General features: G+C 45.6%; 21 protein-coding genes, 1 tRNA gene and 1 pseudogene. 11 read left to right on the plus strand and 12 right to left on the minus strand.

From position 1 onward, the window contains the following. Positions 1-452 precede the first annotated feature (452 nt). The 3 genes from QUA02_RS18665 to QUA02_RS18675 all read left to right on the plus strand — a co-directional run bounded on the left by QUA02_RS18665 (position 453) and on the right by QUA02_RS18675 (position 1,355). A complete protein-coding gene (locus tag QUA02_RS18665; protein ID WP_333029792.1) occupies positions 453-665 on the plus strand; it encodes a hypothetical protein in 213 nt (70 codons plus the stop codon). Positions 666-778: 113 nt separating this feature from the next. After that, on the plus strand, positions 779-1,066 hold the full coding sequence (locus tag QUA02_RS18670) for a type II toxin-antitoxin system RelE/ParE family toxin (protein WP_333029793.1): 288 nt from the start codon (positions 779-781) through the stop codon (positions 1,064-1,066). After that, the gene (locus QUA02_RS18675) at positions 1,038-1,355 is read left to right on the plus strand and encodes a helix-turn-helix domain-containing transcriptional regulator (RefSeq protein WP_333029795.1); all 318 of its coding nucleotides are present in this window, start codon (positions 1,038-1,040) and stop codon (positions 1,353-1,355) included. The genes QUA02_RS18670 and QUA02_RS18675 overlap by 29 nt, the downstream gene beginning before the upstream one ends. Positions 1,356-1,455: 100 nt before the next feature. Here the strand turns inward: QUA02_RS18675 and QUA02_RS18680 are convergent, their stop codons facing one another. Next, positions 1,456-3,210 (minus strand): GTPase, encoded by a 1,755-nt coding sequence (locus QUA02_RS18680; protein ID WP_333029796.1) that lies wholly within the window; start codon positions 3,208-3,210, stop codon positions 1,456-1,458. Between the two features lie 35 nt (positions 3,211-3,245). Beyond that, positions 3,246-5,744, minus strand: a complete 2,499-nt coding sequence (locus tag QUA02_RS18685; RefSeq protein WP_333029797.1) for a GTPase — start codon at positions 5,742-5,744, stop codon at positions 3,246-3,248. A 176-nt stretch (positions 5,745-5,920) separates the two neighbouring features. Between QUA02_RS18685 and QUA02_RS18690 the strand changes: the two genes are divergently transcribed. The 3 genes from QUA02_RS18690 to QUA02_RS18700 all read left to right on the plus strand — a co-directional run bounded on the left by QUA02_RS18690 (position 5,921) and on the right by QUA02_RS18700 (position 7,992). Continuing rightward, entirely contained in the window at positions 5,921-6,163 is a 243-nt protein-coding gene (locus QUA02_RS18690; RefSeq protein ID WP_333029800.1) for a hypothetical protein, read from the plus strand. Continuing rightward, a complete protein-coding gene (gene xth, locus QUA02_RS18695) occupies positions 6,160-6,945 on the plus strand; it encodes an exodeoxyribonuclease III (RefSeq protein ID WP_333029802.1) in 786 nt (261 codons plus the stop codon). The genes QUA02_RS18690 and xth overlap by 4 nt, the downstream gene beginning before the upstream one ends. A gap of 171 nt (positions 6,946-7,116) precedes the next feature. Beyond that, positions 7,117-7,992 (plus strand): SDR family oxidoreductase, encoded by an 876-nt coding sequence (locus QUA02_RS18700; RefSeq protein WP_333029804.1) that lies wholly within the window; start codon positions 7,117-7,119, stop codon positions 7,990-7,992. A 103-nt stretch (positions 7,993-8,095) separates the two neighbouring features. Here QUA02_RS18700 and QUA02_RS18705 read toward each other — a convergent pair whose 3' ends face one another. Continuing rightward, complete coding sequence (locus QUA02_RS18705) at positions 8,096-9,217, minus strand: EAL domain-containing protein (RefSeq protein WP_333029806.1); 1,122 nt, start codon at positions 9,215-9,217, stop codon at positions 8,096-8,098. A 276-nt stretch (positions 9,218-9,493) separates the two neighbouring features. Here QUA02_RS18705 and QUA02_RS18710 point away from each other — a divergent pair, with 276 nt between their 5' ends. Further along, positions 9,494-9,658, plus strand: a complete 165-nt coding sequence (locus QUA02_RS18710) for a hypothetical protein (RefSeq protein WP_333029807.1) — start codon at positions 9,494-9,496, stop codon at positions 9,656-9,658. Between the two features lie 8 nt (positions 9,659-9,666). Here QUA02_RS18710 and QUA02_RS18715 read toward each other — a convergent pair. Further along, a tRNA-Pro gene (locus QUA02_RS18715) sits at positions 9,667-9,740 on the minus strand. A 91-nt stretch (positions 9,741-9,831) separates the two neighbouring features. Between QUA02_RS18715 and lipA the strand changes: the two are divergent. The 3 genes and pseudogenes from lipA to QUA02_RS18730 form a co-directional block, all read left to right on the plus strand. Next, a pseudogene (gene lipA, locus QUA02_RS18720) lies at positions 9,832-10,707 on the plus strand (lipoyl synthase); the annotation flags it as partial. A gap of 983 nt (positions 10,708-11,690) precedes the next feature. Next, positions 11,691-12,956, plus strand: coding sequence for an RNA polymerase sigma factor SigC (sigC, locus tag QUA02_RS18725; protein ID WP_333029809.1), 1,266 nt, complete (start codon positions 11,691-11,693; stop codon positions 12,954-12,956). A 266-nt stretch (positions 12,957-13,222) separates the two neighbouring features. Next, on the plus strand, positions 13,223-13,750 hold the full coding sequence (locus QUA02_RS18730) for a ferric uptake regulation protein (RefSeq protein ID WP_333029811.1): 528 nt from the start codon (positions 13,223-13,225) through the stop codon (positions 13,748-13,750). A 178-nt stretch (positions 13,751-13,928) separates the two neighbouring features. Here the strand turns inward: QUA02_RS18730 and QUA02_RS18735 are convergent, their stop codons facing one another. Genes QUA02_RS18735 through QUA02_RS18745 form a run of 3 tightly spaced genes read right to left on the minus strand, consistent with a single transcriptional unit; the run spans position 13,929 to position 15,516 of the window. After that, complete coding sequence (locus QUA02_RS18735; protein ID WP_333029812.1) at positions 13,929-14,129, minus strand: peptidoglycan-binding domain-containing protein; 201 nt, start codon at positions 14,127-14,129, stop codon at positions 13,929-13,931. 9 nt (positions 14,130-14,138) lie between these two features. Further along, positions 14,139-14,261 carry a peptidoglycan-binding domain-containing protein gene (locus tag QUA02_RS18740; RefSeq protein ID WP_333029814.1) on the minus strand — a complete coding sequence of 41 codons (123 nt, stop codon included), beginning with the start codon at positions 14,259-14,261 and terminating at the stop codon, positions 14,139-14,141. A 52-nt stretch (positions 14,262-14,313) separates the two neighbouring features. After that, complete coding sequence (locus tag QUA02_RS18745; RefSeq protein ID WP_333029817.1) at positions 14,314-15,516, minus strand: peptidoglycan-binding domain-containing protein; 1,203 nt, start codon at positions 15,514-15,516, stop codon at positions 14,314-14,316. Positions 15,517-15,644: 128 nt separating this feature from the next. Here QUA02_RS18745 and QUA02_RS18750 point away from each other — a divergent pair, with 128 nt between their 5' ends. Then, positions 15,645-15,860, plus strand: a complete 216-nt coding sequence (locus tag QUA02_RS18750; protein WP_333029818.1) for a hypothetical protein — start codon at positions 15,645-15,647, stop codon at positions 15,858-15,860. 46 nt (positions 15,861-15,906) lie between these two features. Here QUA02_RS18750 and QUA02_RS18755 read toward each other — a convergent pair whose 3' ends face one another. The 5 genes from QUA02_RS18755 to QUA02_RS18775 all read right to left on the minus strand — a co-directional run bounded on the left by QUA02_RS18755 (position 15,907) and on the right by QUA02_RS18775 (position 19,843). Further along, positions 15,907-16,083 (minus strand): hypothetical protein, encoded by a 177-nt coding sequence (locus tag QUA02_RS18755; RefSeq protein ID WP_015174186.1) that lies wholly within the window; start codon positions 16,081-16,083, stop codon positions 15,907-15,909. 447 nt (positions 16,084-16,530) lie between these two features. After that, positions 16,531-16,992, minus strand: coding sequence for an SH3 domain-containing protein (locus QUA02_RS18760; protein WP_333029819.1), 462 nt, complete (start codon positions 16,990-16,992; stop codon positions 16,531-16,533). A 161-nt stretch (positions 16,993-17,153) separates the two neighbouring features. Then, on the minus strand, positions 17,154-18,662 hold the full coding sequence (locus tag QUA02_RS18765) for a Ycf46 family AAA ATPase (protein ID WP_333029820.1): 1,509 nt from the start codon (positions 18,660-18,662) through the stop codon (positions 17,154-17,156). Between the two features lie 101 nt (positions 18,663-18,763). Beyond that, on the minus strand, positions 18,764-19,279 hold the full coding sequence (locus QUA02_RS18770; RefSeq protein ID WP_333029821.1) for a YceD family protein: 516 nt from the start codon (positions 19,277-19,279) through the stop codon (positions 18,764-18,766). Positions 19,280-19,369: 90 nt separating this feature from the next. Continuing rightward, positions 19,370-19,843 (minus strand): Jag family protein, encoded by a 474-nt coding sequence (locus tag QUA02_RS18775; protein ID WP_333029822.1) that lies wholly within the window; start codon positions 19,841-19,843, stop codon positions 19,370-19,372. Between the last annotated feature and the right edge of the window lie 6 nt (positions 19,844-19,849).

Genomic DNA, 19,849 nt, shown 5'->3' on the forward strand with positions numbered 1-19,849 from the left:
TGTCCGATACCTAGAAAGTAAACGACCCATATTTATCAATGCACTATTTTGTTATTCTGTCAATGCGTAAGTCCTAGTTAGGTAACTAGGACTGGCAAGAATGGAGAAATGTGACAACACAATTTTTCTGTCCATATCTCCATAGTGAGGTTGAACTTACTGAAGAGCGAGAACTACATATTGTCGATACACATCCCGATTTCCTACCATCTTATCAGGAAAGAATTGCTAAAACTCTAGCTGACCCAGATGAGGTTCGATGTGATTAACGTTTCGGCAATACTCTTCTATTTTCACAGCAGTCTGGTAAGGGTCGCAAGGGTAGGTATGTTGTAGTAGCTGTTGTGAATGATACAGATCCCACAGAGCGCTATTGGATCGTGACAGCTTACTTAACAAAAAATGTTACCCAAGGAGAGATAATATGGCAAAAAAACTAACTTTTAAATACGATGCTATTGGGGATTTTTTGTACGTCAATAAAATGTTCGCCTTATGCAGAGCAAGAATCGCAAGAACTAGACTATGGAATTGTGGCTCGTCTCAATCCTGACACGGAGGAAATTGAAAATCTGGAAGTTATGTTTTTCTCAAAGCGGTTGCGAGAAAGTAATGTATTAGAATTACCAATTGTCGGTGATTTGCACTTGAGTCAAAAAGCTTAAAAAAGTGACGACACGCTAGCACTCCCCTTAAAATCCCGATCGCCTGTGTTAAAATTATGGAAACTCAACCATGAGAAGTACAGAACTACCTAAAAGCCGATGGGACAAGTCCCTTGGAAGGATGGCTTGATTCCTTTCAAGATACGAAAACTGTATCTAAAATCAAGAAACGACTCAGGCGAGTTGAGCTAGGCAATCTGGGAGATTATCGCTCACTAGGAGCCGGAGTTTATGAACTTAAGATTGATTATGGCCCTGGCTATCGGATCTATTTTGGACAAATCGGGTTAACAGTTGTGTTGCTGCTATGTGGCGGTGATAAAAGCACTCAAGAGCAAGATATTAGCCAAGCTAAAAAATATTGGAGAGATTATGAAAGAACTCAAAGTGCCAACAAGTAGAAGCTACCACGAATACTTGATTTCTTCTCTGAAAAACCCTGAAAGTGCTGCTAGCTATATCGAGGTTATGTTGGAATTAGAGTCAGAAACACCAGAACCAGAATTGCTGCGAGCCGGACTTAAAGATGTGGTGGATGCTTATTTGCAGATGAATAAGTTATCGACGGAAGCTAAAGTTATATATGAGAAACTCGATCGGATGTTGTCTGAGAGTGGGGGCGAGGAAATTTATGCTTTGATAGTTTTACTGGATAAACTGGGGTTCCAGTTAGCTGTCGCGGTAAAGTAGGTTAATTAATCGAGTAGTTAGGGCGATTCCCTACGGGATAGCTGCGCTTCACGCACTTTTTGACAATTTGGGATGTAAGGGCGATCGCACTTTTTCAGCTTCAAGTATTCGGGTTAGCTACTGCCTTCGTGATGTACTGGATAATCGCGTCAAAATCCTTACGGATTTCTGCCAGTTGTTTTACCCAAGTATTAGAAGCATAAATCACTTCCTCTTGATTCTGGCGAGCCGCCGCAATTTGCTTCTCAATCTCACCGTAAACCTGTTGCTCAAATTCAAATAGCTGTATTTCAATTTGATTTTCTAAGTCTTTGGCTATCGATTGAAATTGACTCGTAATATCGCGGCGGATATCAGCCATTTGCCTTTCTCGCTCGTGTTCCTGTTGCATTTGTAAAATATCTACTCCTACCGAAACAATTGCTAGAGCAGGCCCCAGGAATTTAGCAGCATTGCCGATGTTTTTTGCAATACCAACCGCTTGCCAAGGTTTAAACTTAAAGCCGACAAATTTTCCCACAGCTAAAAAACCTTGATGTAGACCGCTTCCTACTACATCTCTAGAACGTAGAAAGCCTTGTCCAGCGGTCTTTGCAAAACCCCTCGTTGCCAAATTAGTCAGCTCCACTCCGGCCGTCTCACCAATTTTTTTAAGCCAATTAACTTGGCCTTTAATTCGCTCCACATCCATACCAGAACCAGGATTTTGGGCTGATACATTTTGGTTTTTATCTAGGCAAGCAACAAAACTCTTGACTAGATTACCTTTCAGCACTTCTTCAACCTCCTGCCGGATATCTTCAACTGCTAAATTAACAACTTCTTGCAGTTTGGTTTCTGCTTTCTCATAGTGCGTCTGCACGGTGAGTTCAGCTTGTTTATTAAGGATTTCAAAGTTACGATCGCTACCTACTGCTGCGGCAAGAGTGTTGCCTTCGCTAGCAACTCCTGAAGCCATCTCTAGGGCTATATTTTTAACCTTGGTTCGCAGGCGATCGCGCTCTTTACGCACTGTGCGAGATAACCGTGTCAGCACTTCAAAAAAAGTTGAATCTGCGCCTGAGTTGCGAGTAAAGCTCAACTGAGCCTCATCCACACAGCTTAGAGCAATTCGGACTGGTGTATCAAAACGAGCAAGAGAGCCTCGACGTTCTACAAACTGATTTAGAGCATCAATAAAAGTTGGAAATCGGCTGATTTCCGTCAGAAAATCATCTTTATCATCAATGCCTTCACAGTAGTCTTTGGCATCGATAAAGCAGATCGGAAATTCATCAAGACTGTAAGGCTTCAGTGCATCGGCAAGACTTTGGCGGTAGTTGGAAATCTTTTGCTCTTCTTCTCCTGCTTCATCAGACATTTTATTGATAACCAGCATCATTTTCCAGCGATAGCCTTTTTCATAGGCTAACTTCTTGAAATTCTCTGCTGTCAACGAGTCAAAGAGCATATAGGTGAGGCAGAAAACCAGCAAGTCTGATTTGTTGATTGCCTCATAAGTAATCTCATCATGATCTTGGCGGTCTGTAAAAAGTCCAGGCGTATCAATTAGCTTGATACCGTTCCAGTCATAATTGGTAGTTTTATCAGTAGCAATATCAGCATCAATACGGATATCGCGCCGTCCCGTCATGGCAGAGATAATAGTTGATTTACCAGCACTGTATTGCCCGACAAAAGCTACACCTAGAATTCCCTGTTCTTGATACTCTTTTAATTCATCGTCCACTTTTTTGCGGATAGCTGTTAATTCTGATGTGTTTCCCTGAGCCAGTAAGCTGTCAAATTTTACTAGCGTTTTGTTGAAAAATGCGCCGACATCGGCAGCTTGAAAGTTGGAGTTGTTCTGAGTCATGGTAGTTTAGTCCTTATTTGGGAGATTTGAGAGCGCTAATCGCTAAAGGAAATATCCTCTTGAAGGATGTGTTTAATATCCTCTAGTGATTTTCGTAGTTGAACTTTGGATTTTGTGACAATCTTCATGTTGCGCCCTAAATCTCGTTCGACTGTAGCAATGATTTGGTTGATACACTCATCTGTCATAGTTTCATATTTTTCAGCACACCAGTCAATGATTCGTTTGGCATAAGCACGATTGAGATAATTTTCTATACCTGATAACTTCTTTTTTGCTCGTTCGAGATGAGTCACGATCGCCTCTAGTCCTGAAATCAATTCTTCAAAATAGATGTTGATATTCGTGGTTACAGAATCAGAATACTTACCAAAATATCCCTGATCCTGCTGTAGAGTCTTGTGCCTCTGAGTGTTGAGCTGAGTTTCCAATGAAGTTGAGATATTTATAACAGCCTCGCGTCGCTTTTCATCTTTGGATTTAAACATTCCAACAATCCCGCTAACCACACCACTTACAATCCCGATAGCGAGACTCACAGGAGGGGCGACGAATAACGCAATAATTCCTGCTATCCCTAGAATGCCTCCAGCAATTCGCACAAAATCTCGAAAATTGTTTGAATCCTGCTCAGAAAATTTGAAATCGCTACTACCAAGCTCAGATATTAGCTGTAATTCATTTCCTATTTCCTCCAGAACTTCCTGAACTTCCTTATTTAATTTTTTGCTAGCCTCTTCATAAGCTATCTTTAAGCGTTTTTCAAATCGAAGTGCTTTTAATTTTTTTTCCCATTCCTGCTTCATGGTAACTTCGTTACAGTTCCAATGATCTTCTGCAAAAGATGGAACAGCTTCTATAGCATCTTGAAAAATCCTCTCGATTTGTTGCAGTAAAGAGTCTTTAGCATCCTTAGCTGCTGTTTGGATGTCCTTTTGAATTTCCTCACGCTTATTTCTCAGCGTCTCTGTCAATTTTTCATAGACTAAAGCTTGTTGATTCACCCATTGGTAAGGATTATCAATTGCACCTACGGTAGAACCTAGCAAAGTTTGAGAGCGACGAATTGCCCCATGATTAACCAGAGATACACGGATTGAATCCAGAAAACCCTGCATCCGACTTGCTTTAAAAAGCTCCTGTTTCTTCTCTTCGTGTTCTGGTTCGCGGGAAAGCTGGGCCGCCAGCAGCATCACAGGAACAATATCGAAGTAGTCATTAGCATAATGCTGTTTAGCGTAACGGCGGATACGTTGAATGTGCCCACCAATACCGCTTTGACCCTCCATAACAAACAGTTTATCAGGGTTCTGTAAGAAATGCTCCAACCGGCGTGGGTCGCTCAGATTTTTATGGATATTCAGCAGAATAATGAGCGGCTTAGCTTTTTCCTTCAATAATTGTAAGAAACCAAACTCACTCTCTTGGATGCTGTCATTTGTGACCACATAACAAATCACATCTGACTCGTCGATAATACTTTTAGCAATTTCTTCATCACTTTTGCCACCGGGAGCGCCAATCCCAGGAGTATCAATGATGCGAATATTCTTCCATTCGCACACCCGATTAGACCGAGTTGTGCGCTGCTTGCCTACACCGATCGCATCCCATCCACCATCTGTAATTATGGCGTGAAGAGTGCTCTTTCCCGCCTTAGTTCTGCCCATAAAAGCGATGCTGAAATGATTGAGAGCGCGTTCCTTAGCCCGAAGCGAGTCGCGCACAATTTTCATTTCTTTGATAATTTCGGCACTTAGATCGTTTCCAGTATTCTCAAGTTGCTTGGCGACTTCCTTAGCAGTGGTAGCTTGACCTTTACCGCTTGTTTTATATTTGATGTCTTCGATAGCCACTTTAATATTTTTTTCCAACTTGGAAAGAGCTTTATCAGCACTTTCAAGTGCCCCTTCAGCAAATTTGTAATCTTCATCGGCGATGACTGCACATTGACGTATGGCTTCATCATATTCTGGTCCCGTTAACAGGATTTCTCGTCGCAGTTCCTCAACTTTTTGCTCGCTCCCAGTGAGCTTTGCTAAATTATCCACCAATGCGCGTGAAAGGAGAGAATCAGCCCCTGCAAGGAAACGCGCACAGAAAGAGACTTTCTGTTGTTGGTTGTGTTCGCCTATGAATCGGGTATCAGCGAAGGCTCCTGCTTCTGCCAACTGTCGCTGTACTTCTCCAGTTGGCCAGTTCCAAATCCCTGCTACTTGTTCCGCCATCTGGCGTTCTAATGCTGAACAGAAACCGTCAACATAGGCGATCGCCAACATTTGGGACATGGCCTCACTTTGCTCACCGGGCGACACTTTCCGAGCTAAATCTTCTACAGAAAGGTGGTTTTCATCTTGAGCCAGAATTTTTTCCATCTCAGCTAGAGTGCGTTGAGAAGCGCTGATCTGCTTTGCTAGTTCGCGTAGTGCTTTCGACTCTTCACTATGAATCTGCTGATCCGCACATACCATGTGTGTGACTAATAGGAATGGGTAGTCTAGGTGTTCGGTGGTTTTTGAGATTAGGTCAGACATCTTAATTTATTCAATATAAAGTCATATTAGTAGGTTTTTCCATCCCAGCTCGACCATAAAAAGTCACATTTAGCTGGTTGCTACCGAAAAAGTCATAGATTCAAGACTTATTCGGCGGCAGTGTTTCCGAATTCCTGTCCTATGATACCTTATTCTTAGGTGACTTAGAATCACTATTGCAGCAGCAGTGCGATCGCCTAACCGCATCGGAACAACAAGTTATCTCTTGGCTAGCAAGTGCGATCGAACCAGCAGACATCTCAAAAATACCAGACAACCTGCAACTATCACCGCCAGAACTCTTGAAAGTCATGCAATCTTTAGGACGCAGGTCATTACTTGAAACAGTTAAACAAAACGGGCGATCGCACTTTACGATCGAGCCAGCAATCAGAGAGTACATAACAAACAAAAAATGAAAATCGCCACCTGGAACGTCAACTCAATCCGCACCCGCCTAGAACACGTTACTAGCTGGTTGCAAACAAACTCCCCAGACATTCTCTGCCTGCAAGAAACCAAAGTCACAGACAAAGACTTCCCCCTAGAACCCTTCACCAACCTCGGCTACAACTGCTACATTTCCGGTCAAAAATCCTACAACGGCGTCGCCATTTTGAGCCGATCGCCCTTAACGCAAATCAGCACCGGATTTGCCCCAATTCTCGGCGACGAAACCACAGGTATCTTTGACGAACAAAAACGCCTAATAGCCGGAATAATCGACGATATTTGCATTATTTGCGTATACGTTCCCAACGGTTCCGAAGTCGGCAGCGAGAAATATGAGTACAAACTAAAGTGGCTCAAACTCCTCCAAGAATACCTCAAAATTACCCTCGACAAATCCCCCAAATTGTGCATTTGCGGCGACTTCAACATCGTCCCGGACGATCGAGATATCCACAATCCCAAAGCCAATGCTAACTCCGTCGGCCTATCAGTAGCCGAGCGCCTCGCGCTAACAGAAATCATAGAATTAGGATTAAACGACCCCTTTCGCAAATTCACATCAGAAGGAGGTCATTATAGCTGGTGGGACTACCGCGCCGCCGCATTTCCCCGCAACAACGGCTGGAGAATCGACCACCATTATCTCAGCCCTCCCCTCTACGAACAAGCAAAAAACTGTACAATAGACATTGCTCCCAGAAAATTAATCAAACCCAGCGACCACGCCCCCGTAATTGTCGAAATTTGATTTATAAGTTATAAGGTTAATAGCAACTGAGATATTGCACCATTCTCAATAAGCCTTTTCTGGGCGGGCAGGATGCCCACCCCATAAGAAAATTCACTCTTTGTGGAACAGGCATCTTGCCTGTTTTTGAGAAATGTGCAAGATGTAAGTAACAACCAACAACTAAAAATCATGTTCTTAGTAACCGGAGCAACAGGCGCACTAGGTCGCCGAATTGTACGAGAAATCAGACAGCAAGAGAAGCCTGTCCGCGCATTTGTTCGCCTCGCCTCTCGCTACTCAGAACTAGAAAACCGAGGCGCCGAGATTTTTATCGGCGACTTAAAACAAGACAAAGATATTAAAAAAGCCTGCCAAGGAGTGCAGTACATCATCAGCACCCACGGCACCGGCGGCGACGTTCAAGCAGTACATTACCGCGCTAACATAGAATTGATCGACTGCGCCAAAGAAGCCGGAGTTGAGCACTTTGTATTTCTGTCTGTACTGGGAGTCGATCGGGGATACGAAGATTCCGCAGTATTCAAAGCCAAGCGAGAAGTTGAAAAATACCTGCAAAACAGCGGATTGAATTATACCATTTTGCGGCCTGCCGGCTTTGCTTCCAGCTTGTTACCGCTAGCAGAAAGATTTCGAGAAACCGGATTTTACCTGCTAATTGGCGATGGCAAAAACCGCACATCTGTTGTCAGTACCGACGACTTGGCTCATATTGCCGCAGACTCGCCAACAGTCGAAGGCGCGCGCAACCAAATTTTACCAGTCGGCGGCCCAGATGTGCTGACAAGAGACGACATAGCCCGCATTTTTGGACGTTTGTTCAATCGCGAACCGACGGTAATTAACCCGCCGCTGGTTGTGTTTGACGGATTGCGAAATGCCTTGGGTTTATTGAATCCTCAAGCTCAAAAAGGCTTGGGAACTTTGCGGGTATTGCTAGCTAACGAGTTTTTCTGCACGCCGGAAGAAGTGCAAAATTTAGAATCAATCTACGGCATGAGAATGGAATCCTTAGAAAGCTTTCTGCGGCGAAATTTGAGCGTTTAAAAGGCTAATTTAACTTGTAGGGTGCGTCAGACATTGATTATTTCGATGTCACCAGGTTTTTCTCCTTTGACGCACCTTACAGATGTGCTACAAACCTTTTCTTTTAAGCAGATATCGGCTGAGATTCAATATCAATATACCTCGTAACTGCGATCGGCGGAGCAGTCGGCTTAGCAATCAAATAACCTTGAACAAAATCCGCTCCCCGCTGCCGCACCCACTCTAACTCCTCCAAAGTTTCCACACCTTCAGCAACTGTTTTAATTTCTAATTGAGCGGCAATTTCTAACATCTTTTCAGTAATTAGTGCCTTATAATAATCTTGATGGACGTTCCGAATTAATTGCATATCCAACTTCAGAAAATCTGGACGCAACTGGTGCATCAAATTTAAATTAGAAGAACCGCTGCCGAAATCGTCTAGGGCAATTAAAAATCCCGCTTCTCGGTAAAACCTCAGAATTTTAATCAAGTGATCGATATCAGGAGGGTGCTGAGATTCCGCTACTTCAAAAACAATATTGCTGTGAGGAATTCCCGATTCATCAATAGCCTGTACAGTCATTCGCAGGCACGTAGCGGGATCGTAAACTGAAGTCGGAGAAAAATTAATAAAAAGTAGTTCTTTGATATCGTAAACATGGGCTTCGCGGATAGCACGAGTCCGGGCCAAAGCATCTAGTTGAAAAATTATGCCTGCTGATTCTGCTTGCCCAAAAATCCGACCCGGAGGAATTAAGTTTCCTTGCTCGTCAATTCCTCGGAGTAGGGCTTCGTGGGCAAAAATTTTAGAAGTATCTGAGGTATAAACAATGGGCTGAAAATGGGTAGTAATGCGTTCTTCGGACAATAAATCTAACAGCCAATCAGACTTGTTGAAGTTAATAAAAGAGTCTAAGGAAGTGCTGCGATAAAAATCGCTAAGTTTCGGCTGTTCTACTTCGCGCATCCACAAAACTTTTGTCTCTTTCAACTCTTGATTTGTCAGCACGGATGATGCTAGGGCGCTAAACTTTTCTCTCGCTATTCCCTCAAGGATAACGTACAAACACTTGCTCTCTTCTAAAAGCTGGAATTCAAGTTTAGCCTTTGCCAGTGCAGAAATAACCTTGTTCAGCGTGTGCGATACTGGAAACCACAGGTATAAACCTCCGCTGCCCTCTATTTTTGCGGGTACTGTTTCGCAGCGAGAGCATGAGCCGAAGGCTTTGCCACTTCTTTGCACTAGAATATCCTCCGATTTTTGGGTAGATTTTAAAACTTCTAGGAACTAATATTAATTATAAGCTTATTCAGCTATTAATACATCTATCTCAAGGTGTAAATCTCGATTAACTTATAGTTAAGAATTATTGTAGTGTTTTTACTTGCCTTTGGTTTCAAACCTTGGTAAAATTTATAAGCATTGAGCAAGTAAGTGTAGTTAAACATAGTGCAACATCCCAACAGAGGGAGAAGACAATGACTTGCTGCTCTGATTCTTTACGCCTTATTCTCGGCGTTGCCTTTGCAAAAACAGTCGCTACAGTTGATTTTTTGGCAAACGGGAATTAACACGCCCGATCGCCCGATAGACCAATTTATCCCAACCACAAATATACACAGCCGGACGATCGCCCCAAGCAAACTCAAGAAAAACTCAATTGCTGCGGAATATCCGATTTAATTTAAAAATCGGGATGACAGGATTTGAACCTGCGACCCCCTCGTCCCGAACGAGGTGCGCTACCAAGCTGCGCTACATCCCGAATTTAGTCACTATTTCTTTAGGATATCACATTAAAGTCAAAATTGAGCAAGCTCGTATATAATTATTTGTAAAACACTACTCAGGCGGAGACAGACGTGACAGTTAAGCCCCAGTGGTTGCGAGTTAAAGCCCCCCAGTGGGAGCGCGTCGGCAACGTCAAAGAAATTTTACGGGATTTATCCCTGAATACAGTTTGCGAAGAGGCTTCGTGTCCGAACATCGGCGAATGCTTCAGCGCCGGTACTGCCACATTTTTGATTATGGGCCCGGCTTGTACCCGCGCCTGTCCCTACTGCGACATCGATTTTGAGAAAAAGCCCAAACCTTTAGATCCGACGGAGCCCGAAAGATTGGCGCAAGCGGTGCAGCGGCTCAAACTCAACCACGTCGTGATTACCTCTGTCAACCGGGACGATTTGCCGGATGGGGGCGCGTCTGTGTTTGTGGAGTGCATTCAAGCGGTGCGATCGGCGATGCCCGATACAACTATAGAAGTTTTGATTCCCGACTTGTGCGGCAACTGGCAAGCTTTAGAAATTATTCTCGCAGCCCGCCCCGATGTACTTAACCACAATACCGAAACCGTCAAGCGACTTTATCGGAAGGTGCGGCCGCAAGGAAAGTACGATCGCACCTTGGAACTATTGCAGCGAAGTCGCGAACTCGCACCGGGGGTTTACACCAAATCCGGCATCATGGTGGGACTGGGAGAAACAGACAGCGAAATTCGAGAGGCGATGCAGGACTTGCGGGCTGTCGGCTGCGATATTTTAACAGTTGGACAGTACCTGCAACCGACTCAAAAGCACTTGAACGTAGAAAACTTTGTGCCGCCGGAACAGTTTGATGCTTGGAGAAAGTTTGGCGAATCTTTGGGATTCTTGCAAGTTGTCGCTTCTCCCTTAACTCGCAGTTCGTATCACGCCGAACAAGTGAGGGAACTGATGAAACTTTACCCGCGCTAGCAATTTGAACTTGAGCTAAGTCATATCAAATCCCTTAGCATCGGAATGATATAGAGGACACGGCACTGCCGTGTCCCTACCGCGATTAATTGTAGGGACGGCAGTGCCGTGTCGAAAGCTGTGGGTAATATTAATTCCGATGCTACGGGATTTGATATCACGCCCAGAGCAACATTCTCAGTAAGATAGAACTTAGCCACTCGCCCACAAAAAAACCGGGTTTTTTAACAGAGATTTAGGGCTTTAATCAAGTATTTTGGTTAACAAACCCGGTTTCGACGCACCCATGCGTCCAGGACTGTAAGACCCGATCGAGTCAAAAGCAACGAAAAACCTGCGCTTTCTGTGCAGGCCAGGTGCAAAAGACCCCGTTTCTGATGCTGGTGTTCTGGGCGTGATGTTAACCGGGAAGCAGCAGCCAATAGCAAAACAATTATCGGTCGATCGCCCCCTCAAACTCATGACTTACGCAAAAGACATCGAGAAACCCGGTTTTTGCGTCAGCCGCTAATTCGGTACTGCGGACTTTACAAACTCTGAAGCTGATATTCTGTAAGGATTAAACTTGGGCCCCACTGCTGGGTATTTAATTGAGAGCGCCGAGTTATATAAAGTTTTATTAAAAAAATTGCTAATTTTCCGAAGTGATCGGGAACCAGGTTATTGGTGATGAAGATTAACTTAACTTCTGACGAAGGTCACTGGTTTTTAGCTAGTCACTATCTATACTAGCTACATAAACAAACAAGTACAACGCACTTTTTTGGCCCTCAACCTGTTACATCAGAAAGTTCTTAGCGTTTTCCCGAATCTTGGTAAAACAAGTGGGGCCGCGAAAGTTCGATCGACAACAGCATCCAAGTCAGGAAAGTTAGTAAAGAAACAAAAAGCGGTGATGCTTCGTCTTTACAAAATGGGCATCATAATTATCAATAACCGCTAAGCGTAGCATCTTTTCACCCGGAGCAACTGAGAAAATTACTATGCCAGCCACCTCTTTTTATGCTGAAGCTGAATTCGACGAACAACTGCGAGTCAATCCCTTGCAAGATGATGTGTTGGATGAAGATGCTGAAGAAGCTGGAGACGAACCGATCGATCGAGACCCAGCAGAGACAGAGGATGCAGACCAAGCAGCCAAATTGCAAAAAAATGCCAGCCGCCGCACTACAGACTTAGTGCGCCTGTACCTCCAAGAAATCGGTAGGGTTCGTCTCTTGGGTAGAGACGAAGAAGTCTCGGAAGCTCAAAAAGTTCAGCGCTATATCAAATTGCTGGAATTGCGCACCACCGTCGCCTCCCAGGAAGAAGGGCTAATTGGGCGCTTCGTGCATTTAATTGAGGTGCGCGATCGCTTGTCGGCACAGTTGGGACACAAACCTTCCTTGGAACGCTGGGCCTTAACCGCCGGCGTCGCTGACGTGCCAGAACTCAAGCGAATTATGGCAGAAGGCAAGCGCCTGTGGGCCGAGTTAGCAGAAATGACGGTGGAGACGATCGAAAGAATTCAAGCGGAAGGCATCGAAGCTAAAGACCACATGATTAAGGCGAACCTGCGCCTAGTGGTTTCGGTGGCGAAAAAATATCAAAATCGCGGTTTAGAATTGCTCGATTTAATACAAGAAGGTACTCTCGGACTGGAGCGAGCGGTAGAAAAGTTCGATCCGACGCGGGGCTATCGGTTTAGCACCTATGCCTACTGGTGGATTCGGCAGGGAATTACGCGGGCTATAGCGACTCAAAGCCGCACCATCCGCCTCCCCGTCCACATCACCGAAAAACTTAACAAAATCAAAAAAGCCCAGCGCAAAATTTCTCAAGAAAAAGGTCGGACAGCTACGATCGAAGATATCGCTGTCGAGTTGGACATGACGGCGCCCCAAGTCCGAGAAGTTTTGCTGCGAGTCCCGCGCTCTGTTTCTCTGGAAACTAAAGTGGGGAACGAAAAAGATACAGAGTTGGGCGACTTGCTCGAAACCGACAGCATCTCCCCAGAAGAAATGCTGATGCGAGAAGCTCTGCACCGCGACTTGCAGCAACTGCTGGCAGATTTGACCAGCCGCGAGCGAGATGTAATTCTGATGCGCTTTGGTTTGGGAGACGGACACCCCTACTCGCTGGCAGAAATTGGTCGCGCTCTGGACTTGTCCCGCGAGCGAGTGCGCCAAATTGAAGCCAAAGCTTTGCAAAAACTCCGCCAACCCAAGCGCCGCAACCGCGTGCGGGACTATCTGGAGTCTCTGACTTAAATTTGCCCGTGGGCCCGCCGGCTCGCGGAGCGAGGCATTCGGCACTTATGCAGAAGGCAGAAGGAATTCGGCTGAAGTAAAAATTTTTATAACTTCTAAACAACTTCTCTGTCCTCTGCCGCAAGGCATAAAGCTTGTTAAAAGTCAAAAAATATCAAAAACCCAATTTTTTCCTCAACCTTTTTTTCAATAAGCTTCGATATTTGCAAAATATCTCGATCGTTGTGTATTATTGTCAATAGGCAGACTTTCTTGAGAGGGTCACTATGGCACTTTACACCGCGTCCTCATTTAAATCCGAACTCAATGACAAAGGCTGGCGGATGACTCCCCAACGGGAAACTATCTTGCACGTTTTTCAGAACCTCCCCAAAGGCAATCACCTGAGCGCCGAGGATTTGTACACTTTGTTAAAAAATCGCGGAGAAAACATTAGCTTGTCCACCATTTACCGAACTTTAAAGTTAATGGCAAGGATGAGCCTCCTCCGCGAACTCGAACTAGCCGAAGGTCACAAACACTATGAAATAAATCAGCCTTACCCGCACCACCACCACCATCTAGTCTGCGTTCAGTGCAATAGAACGATCGAATTTAACAACGACTCGATTTTGAAAATTGGCATGAAGCAAGCTGAAAAGTCTGGGTTGCACCTGCTAGACTGCCAGCTAACCATTCATACGGTTTGCCACGAAGCTTTGCGGATGGGATGGCCGTCTTTGGTTTCCAGCAATTGGTCTTGTCCGAGGTCGATCGCCCAGCACGGAAGCAGCGCCCCGGATGCAATCGAGTGACAACGCACTATTTTTCGCATTTCAAGTACGGCTTGTTACCTTTTTTAACAAAACTCTTCGGCGCAAGTGCGATTGCAGTTACGCAGAAACCGGGTTTCTTAAGAAAAATACATCATTTCAGGAATGAGTCGGAAACCAGAAACCCGATTTCTTTGATGTAGCATCCGCAAGTCCGGGGCTAAAAAGTTGGGTTCAACAAATCGTCGCTGCTGACCCCGCAACTGTGCTGAGCTCGCTCGATGGCGTTTTTCGTTGAAGCATCAAAAACTCCGCCGATCGGGCTTGTGTAAAAGCCGAGGTCTTGCAGCCGCGTTTGTAATTGCTGAATCCTCGATCGAGAGTTAAAACTGCTGCTAATCGCAACAGCAGGAACAGCCAACCGCCCAGCTCATCCGTTTTGGCTCTGGGCCAAAGTCGCCGGAGTGGCAATACCCGTCGCCGGTGACAAATTGCGTTCCTGCTGAAACGACAGCACCGCAAACTCGGTCTCGGCTCCAAATACTCCGTTCACTCTTGCGGGATTTTTGCCCAGACTTCTGAGCGAAGACTGAAGCTGCCGGACACTACTGCCCAGTATCGCCCCGCCGCAGACCAGCGACGACCAGGGGCTGCGGCTGTGCCGCCTGCCTGTTGCCTTGTCGCAAAGCCGATCGAGTGCTGCGATCGACTCTGCCAGTCCCGAACAGCCCGCTATCCCTCTGAAACCGGATCAAAGCTGCTTGAGTTGGTCGATCGAACCAACCGTGAATCTGGCTCCTGTAATAACCCAATTCTTGCAGCCGCCGCTGCACAAATTCTACTTGTCGGCCTCTATCGCCCAACTCCAGAAAATCTTCGGCATTACCCTGTTGGTCATCTTCCTCAGTCGATGAGGTAATTTGAGCTTGCCTCATCTGGGCATCGATAGCAGTCAAAGTAGCAGTGTCAGCACAGCCGTCAGAAACCAGATTGTAATCTTGCTGAAAACGAGTCACAGCGTAGAGAGTGCGTTCGCGAAACTTGCCGTCAACGCCGCCTTCAAAATAGCCCAAAGCTTTTAACTGCCGCTGGATCAAGTCTACCGTCGCTCCTGTGTCCCCGAACCGCAGCCCCTTGCAACCACCATTTTCCGAAATATCCCCCGGAAGGGTAACGGGGGGAATCGGGCTGGTGGAGCCAAACAGCAAAGCTAAAGTTTGCCTGTCAGCAACTCCAGTCACCCGCAGTCGATTAATTCGCTGGAAATATCTAACCGCATTCATGGTAACTTCCCGAAAACTCCCTGTGGGATGCGTGTTGAAGTAGCCTAGCTGCTTCAATCTCCGCTGGAGAGCAGAAACATCTGCACCCGCATCTCCAAAACGCAGTTCCCTATAATTTGTATGGTATGTTGTCAAAGAGGTTTTAAAAGGTCGATCGTCATCGGCAAAACTGTTGAGTGCTATCACAGTAGATCGATCGGGCCTGCCAGTCAGCGACAGTTGATAGTCTCGCTGAAAATTAGTCAGAGCTTGTCTAGTAACCGGGCCGAGTTGACCTGTCGAAGACCTGGGAAAATAGCCGAGTTCCCGCAACCTGTCTTGAACCGATCGCAAATTTGGGTTTCTTGGATCTATTTGAGCAAAAGCCGAACCGGCTGCACTCAAAACCGACAGCATCAAAGCCAGAGACAGCAAACGGACGTAAGTCTGAGTCGATCGGTTTTGCCACTTGGGATCGTTAAAAATTTTCGACTCTGCGGGTGCTTCGCAAACAAGAGCAAGTTCGAGGTAGGCGAGGGATTCCATAACTTTTTACTGTGAAATTGTGGCTGGGGTATTTGGACAAACTGCCAAAGCTAAGCTTTGGTTTCTTAAGGATTTACGAAGGCTAAGTTGTACCTGGAAAGCGCGAAGCACCCGTTTTTAAAAAAAATTTGCCTTCAAAAATAATTGCAGGTAACAACCAAGATAGCATCGCTGTTGATGGAGACGCGAGTGTCTGCAAAAAAGTTTGCAGCCATATCTTAGCCTTGAGGGGGGAAAATGACCAGTTTTGGGGTATTTTTGCTGAATATTTTATGGTGTTGTGTCTGAAAAAATTAGTTACTGACGATAAATTAGAAATCCCCACCCTTGCTAGTTGCAAATAGGGCGGGGATTTTATTGGTTAACTGTTCGTAAAAATGGGATATTAACTTAAATTAAGCCGAACCGATCGCAAATTAAAGCTACTCCCGCTGCAAAAACCGTAATTCCCAAGGCTACCAGAGGATTTTGCCCTCTGCTAACGGCAAAAGAGGTAACGACCCCAGCTCCTAAAGCCGCAGTAACAGCAGCACTCGCCAAATCTCGATCGGGACGTTTGTCGTACATATTTTTTATTGTTGGTAGCTGTTAAGCTGAAAACTTACATCTTGGGATCAAAGCTACCACTCTTGCCTCTGCGGCGGTGACAACAGTCGGCGTTTTGCAACTAACCTTAAAATTTTGCTAATTTTCTTAACATAGTCTCATTAATAACATAAGTTAAGATTATGTATTTTCGAGTTTTTATGTTGAGTTTTAGCTATTGAAACCTTTTGGTCGCTGGGCTTTTATGTAAAATTCAGGATTTTGCAGAGGCGATCGCACTCACAGTCTCAGCCTCTGGTGACTGCAATTCCAAATATCGTAAATAAATTTAACTTGACTTTTTGTGATAAATATGTATCTAGCTATTTAAGACAACAGACAGGAAAAACCCGGCGTTGGCGAACAACCTGCACGCTGCGATCGCTTCGCTGCCCTCACAATGAGAGGAGTATATTTTTTGTCGAAGTCCTATTCGCCCTCAACTTTTTCAGTATTGCCGCCCTTGACCCAACCTTCGCGATTGCCATCCTCAACCCGAATTCGCTGCCACTCTTTGTCCGGCGAATCTTCCAAAACCACGACTTTTTCCTTGTAACCAACACCGCCAATGCGGTTCGAGTCTCGGTTGCCACTATCCCGGAGAATTAAGCCGATCGGCTGAGTTACCAGAGCTCGGTAAGCTCCCGGTTCCAGCGGTTTCGGAGACGGGGCATCGCTAGATGTAGAAACAGGGCTGGCCTGGGCTGTTGACTTCGGCTCAGCGCCTGCAATTTGAACTGCTGTTTTGTCGTTGGAAAAAACAGGTCTTTCGGGCGCAGTAGTTAGCTTAGCGGCAAAGTAAAGTGCAGCCGCCACGCTAGCACCTGCCATCAGGACGATCGCTAGCAGAAAACCCACTAAAAATTTGAAAACGCTATATACACTGTTCATAAAACCGCAAATGAAGGAAGAAGGAAGAAGGAAGAAGGAAGAAGGAAGAAAGGAGAGGGAAGAAAGTTAACTGTTGAGTGTTGACTGCTGAATGTTGAGTAAAATCTGGTAACTGCCAACTGACAACTGGCTGCTAACTACTGACTGCTGACTTCAAAAGCTTACCCCTGAATCCGGCGGCTCAAGCTGCCGTATCTAGAAGCAAGGCGAGCTTTCCCAGCAGCGGCCCAATCTTGGAGAAACTGGATTTGTTCGCTCGCCGTTCTGGCTAAGGGTACCATCTGGCTAGCTGATTCTAAAATATCATCTGTCGTAAAGTCTCGATTTTGGCTAAACCCAATGTGCATTGCTTCAATCAAAGTTTGCTCGATTTCCGCTCCTGAAAAATCGGGAGTTTCGTAAGCCAAGCGCTCTAAATCGTAATTTTTGATAATGTGCGATCGCAACCGCAACAAATGTACCTCAAAAATCGCCCGCCGTTCCTCCTGGCTGGGCAAACCCACAAAAAATATTTCGTCAAACCTGCCTTTTCTGAGCATTTCCGGTGGCAAAGACTGGATGTTGTTGGCAGTTGCAACTACAAACACCGGCGAAGTTTTTTCTGCCAACCAAGTAATAAATGTCCCGAACACCCTGCTGGTTGTCCCGGAATCGCCTTTACCGTCGAATCCCGCAAAAGCTTTATCAATCTCGTCTATCCACAGCACGCAGGGGGCCAAAGCTTCCGCTAGCTGAATCATTTGTCTGGTGCGCGATTCCGATTCTCCTACTAATCCGGCAAACAAGCGCCCCACATCCAAACGCAGCAAAGGCAAATGCCAGTGGTGGGCGATCGCCTTTGCAGTTAAGGATTTTCCGGTTCCTTGAATTCCCACTAACAATAAACCTCTGGGATGCGGCAAACCGTATTGGCGGGCTCGATCGGAAAAAGCACCGCCGCGCCGCAGCAGCCATTCTTTGAGATTGTCCAAACCGCCGATATCGGAGATATTTTCGCGGGCTGGGTAAAAATCCAGAATTTGAGTTTGGCGAATTGTTTGGCGCTTTTCTTCTAAAATCAGTTCCGCGTCGTCGGGATGCAGTTCGCCTCTGGTGGCGATCGCCTTTGCCAAAACTCGGCGGATTCGTTCGATCGACAGCCCTTGACAGGAGCGCACCATTTCATCCAGCAAACGCCCCTCAATGGCTTGTCCGGTTGCCCCTAACAGCCTTTCCACCTCAATTTTGATTTCCGCCGCCGCAGGCAGGGGAAACTCCAAAACTGTCATCACTTCGCTGAGGTCTTCCGGGATCGAAATTATCGGAGATACGATGACAATATTTTTGGGCACAGATTTGAGGAGTCTCGCCAAATTCCGCAGCTTGCGGGAAATCGAGACATCTTCTAAAAACCGGTGAAAGTCCCGCAGAATAAAAATTGCCGGCGCGGTGGCGGGCAATTTTTCTAGAAATTCTAAAGCTTGCAGCGGGTTGCGCTTGCCAAAACCGGCATCGTTGGGATTGCCTTGGTAGCCGTCAATAAAATCCCAGATGTAGACAGCGCGAGAACCTTGTTTTTTGGCACATTGGGCGATCGCCGCTTCTACGCGCTCTTCTTCCCGTGTGGGAATGTAAATTAGGGGGTAGCGCGATCGCAGCAGTAGTTCAAACTCGTCGCTAAAAATAGTCATTAGTCAGTTGTCAGTGGTTAGTTGTCAGTGGTTATTTCTTATTTGTTATTTCTTATTTGTTATTAGCTAATGCCAACTGCCAACTGCCAACTGCCAACTGACTAAGGCAATTGCCGTTTAAGTGCTTCCAGAGACGCCCAGCGACTGTCAGAGACTGTTTCTGAGCTTTCTGTATTTGCATCATCAGTTGTTAAAGAAATTCCCGGACATTCAGTATCACATATCTGTTTGTGCGGCAGTTCCAAACACATTTGCTCGTACACCCAATCGCTGGGAGAGAAATAGCCTGCAGGGGACAAATTTTCCACCAAATCTTCAAAATCAACTTCAAATTCTCCTGAACTTGAATCAAGCTGATTCGCTTTTTCTTCAAGCCAGATTAGTTCCGATGATTGGAGTGCCAAACGGTGATTGTATTGTTTCAAGCATCTGTGGCAGGTGAGAGTAACAATTGTTTCTGCTTTCGCCTTCACCTCAAGATAATTTCCTTGGTGAGTCACTTGCAGTCGCCCCCGCACCGGAGTAAGAGTTTCTAAATCGGGGATAAATTCTTCAAAATCAATGACCTCTTTCCGCTCAGTTTTTGTGAGGAGATGAGGGATATAAATTGTCTCCATAATCTTTTGCCTTCCTACTTCTTGAATTCAAAGGTCAAAAGGAATAGTTAATTTTTAACTTCTTCCTTCTTCCTTCTTCCTTCTTTAGCGTCAGCGCAGCCGCACTACCAAACGCCGATCGGGTTCTTGTCCTTGACTGTAAGTTTCTATGTCCTCACATTCGCTCAAAAAGCTGTGGACTTGACGGCGTTCTGCTGAAGACAGGGATTTGAGTTCAAATTCAACTCCCGTCGATCGCGCTTGATCTGCTGCGTACTCTGCCATCGATCGCAATTCCTCTTGGCGGCGGATGCGATAGCCATTGAGTTCAACTGTATAAGGAAGTGACTCCTCTACTTCCTGACCTATATTCTGAACCGTGTTGCAGAGGTACTGAATGGCATCTATTACATTACCGTCAGGCCCGACTAAAATTGCCACTTGTTCTGCCGTCAGATTGCTTTCATCTATTGTCATCCAATAGCAATCTTTTTGTTGTTCGCATACCACTTTTGACGGAATTGCGGACAGATGTAGCAATTCTTCTAACCATTGCTGTCCGCGCTGCATTTGAGAGTCTTTCATTGTTGT

It is taken from the genome of Microcoleus pseudofavosus SVA1_A4, assembly GCF_036700565.1.
In the GTDB taxonomy this organism is placed as follows: Bacteria; Cyanobacteriota; Cyanobacteriia; order Cyanobacteriales; family Microcoleaceae; genus Microcoleus.

Coding starts and splice junctions, on each gene's coding strand:
- QUA02_RS18765 (WP_333029820.1), bottom strand. CDS start 18,662: ATGACTATTTTTAGCGACGAGTTTGAACTACTGCTGCGATCGCGCTAC.
- QUA02_RS18770 (WP_333029821.1), bottom strand. CDS start 19,279: ATGGAGACAATTTATATCCCTCATCTCCTCACAAAAACTGAGCGGAAA.
- QUA02_RS18775 (WP_333029822.1), bottom strand. CDS start 19,843: ATGAAAGACTCTCAAATGCAGCGCGGACAGCAATGGTTAGAAGAATTG.
- sigC (WP_333029809.1), top strand. CDS start 11,691: ATGCCAGCCACCTCTTTTTATGCTGAAGCTGAATTCGACGAACAACTG.
- QUA02_RS18755 (WP_015174186.1), bottom strand. CDS start 16,083: ATGTACGACAAACGTCCCGATCGAGATTTGGCGAGTGCTGCTGTTACT.
- QUA02_RS18730 (WP_333029811.1), top strand. CDS start 13,223: ATGGCACTTTACACCGCGTCCTCATTTAAATCCGAACTCAATGACAAA.
- QUA02_RS18665 (WP_333029792.1), top strand. CDS start 453: ATGCTATTGGGGATTTTTTGTACGTCAATAAAATGTTCGCCTTATGCA.
- QUA02_RS18700 (WP_333029804.1), top strand. CDS start 7,117: ATGTTCTTAGTAACCGGAGCAACAGGCGCACTAGGTCGCCGAATTGTA.
- QUA02_RS18685 (WP_333029797.1), bottom strand. CDS start 5,744: ATGTCTGACCTAATCTCAAAAACCACCGAACACCTAGACTACCCATTC.
- QUA02_RS18760 (WP_333029819.1), bottom strand. CDS start 16,992: ATGAACAGTGTATATAGCGTTTTCAAATTTTTAGTGGGTTTTCTGCTA.
- QUA02_RS18680 (WP_333029796.1), bottom strand. CDS start 3,210: ATGACTCAGAACAACTCCAACTTTCAAGCTGCCGATGTCGGCGCATTT.
- xth (WP_333029802.1), top strand. CDS start 6,160: ATGAAAATCGCCACCTGGAACGTCAACTCAATCCGCACCCGCCTAGAA.
- QUA02_RS18745 (WP_333029817.1), bottom strand. CDS start 15,516: ATGGAATCCCTCGCCTACCTCGAACTTGCTCTTGTTTGCGAAGCACCC.
- QUA02_RS18675 (WP_333029795.1), top strand. CDS start 1,038: ATGAAAGAACTCAAAGTGCCAACAAGTAGAAGCTACCACGAATACTTG.